Raw genomic sequence first — 1528 nt, 5'->3', positions numbered from 1 at the left:
GGTTGCGAGCGCAGCGGGCAGGCGGGCGGTGGTCGCGGGTCGGGCCGGACGCCCGAGCCGAAGTCGTGAGCGCAGCAAGCGTGCCGGCGCGAAACGCACGCCGGGCCCGACACCTGGGGCGGGGTCGCGAGCGCAGCGAGTGGGTGGGTGGCGGTCGCGGGCCGGGCCGGACGCCCGAGCCGAAGTCGCGAGCGGAGCGAGCCGGTGGTCCCAGATCGTGGGCCCGACCCCACACCCGAGCCGGGGTCGTGAGCGGAGTGAGCCGGTGGTCCCAGATCGTGGGCCCGACCCCACACCCGAGCCGGGGTCGTGAGCGGAGTGAGCGGGTGGGCGGCTTTCGGCGATGCAGCGCTGCTTTTTGTTGGGCGCCTTCGGCGCCGGCTCGCGAGGCACCACTTTTTTGTTCCGTCGCAGGCTCCTCCACAAAAAAGTGGCCCCTCGCTCGTGACTTCGTGTCCCTGCGCTTCGCTCCGGGCCACGAAGTCAACGTTCTGCGGCTCCGCCGCTCTCCGCGCTGCGCGCGTCGATCACCGGGGTGAGCCCGAGTCGGGGGCGCTGACGCGCCGGGGGGTGGGGCGGGTGGGCGCGGGGCGCGAGGTTGTGGGGCCGGGTTGTGGGGGTGGCGGGTGGGGCGAGGTCGCAAGTACATCGGAGTGGGGGGACGAGGGCAGGGTGGGCGGGGCGAAGCGCGTCGCAGGTGGGGTGAACAGGTGGGCGGGCGGCGGGAGTAGGGCGGTTCGGGGGGGCGGAGTCGGGGTGGTGGGCGAGGGTGTGACGTCACGAGGTGTCGTGTGGTGTGGTGGAGGGGTGGTCGTCGTGGGCGGGGCTACCGGGTTTCGGGGTGGTCAGGGGTGAGACTCGGGGGATGGAACGCATGACCGAGACTCAGTGGCGGGCTTTTCTCCTGGCCGGACCACGCACCGGGAAGCTCGCCACCGTACGGCCGGACGGCCGACCACATGTGGCCCCGATCTGGTTCGATCTCGACGATCGGGGCGAGACCGTCGAACTCGTCTTCAGCACGTTCGCGTCCTCGGTCAAGGGCCGCAACCTGGCCAACGATCCGCGCGTGAGCCTGTGCGTGGACGACGACCGACCGCCGTACGCCTACGTCGTGGTGGAGGGTGAGGCCCGAATCTCGGTCGACCCGGCCGACCTGCGGATCTGGCCGACTCGGATCGCCGCGCGCTACATGGGCACGGACAAGGTGGTCGACCGCGAGCCGATCGACGGCGAACAAGTCGTCCACGTGCACATCCACCACGTGGTCGCAGACCGGAACATCACCGGCTGAACACCCCTGGCTTTGTCCACGTCCAGCGACAGCCTTCGTCGACGAGTTTCAGCAGCAACGGCCAGGCGACCGGCCACGAATGTTCACGAGAATCGCTCTCGTGAACATCACCCCGTCGGCTGGGGAAGCGCCTCCCGAACTGAGGTGCCCTTGATCTTCCGGACAGCGACCCGCGTAGGGTTGTAGGAAACCGGAAAGAGAAAGCACGTGCCAAAGAGATATACACAGCAGTTC

1 protein-coding gene is annotated in these 1528 nt (G+C 69.7%); it reads left to right on the top strand.

Annotation, left to right across the window (positions count from 1 at the left end):
* Positions 1-865 precede the first annotated feature (865 nt).
* Positions 866-1294 carry a PPOX class F420-dependent oxidoreductase gene (locus tag ACH4U8_RS39030; RefSeq protein ID WP_360319350.1) on the top strand — a complete coding sequence of 143 codons (429 nt, stop codon included), beginning with the start codon at positions 866-868 and terminating at the stop codon, positions 1292-1294.
* Positions 1295-1528: the final 234 nt, after the last annotated feature.

The organism is Embleya sp. NPDC020886 (assembly GCF_044333915.1).
Taxonomy (GTDB): domain Bacteria; phylum Actinomycetota; class Actinomycetes; order Streptomycetales; family Streptomycetaceae; genus Embleya.
This window is presented reverse-complemented; position numbering and strand designations above follow the sequence as displayed.

Coding starts and splice junctions, on each gene's coding strand:
- ACH4U8_RS39030 (WP_360319350.1), top strand. CDS start 866: ATGGAACGCATGACCGAGACTCAGTGGCGGGCTTTTCTCCTGGCCGGA.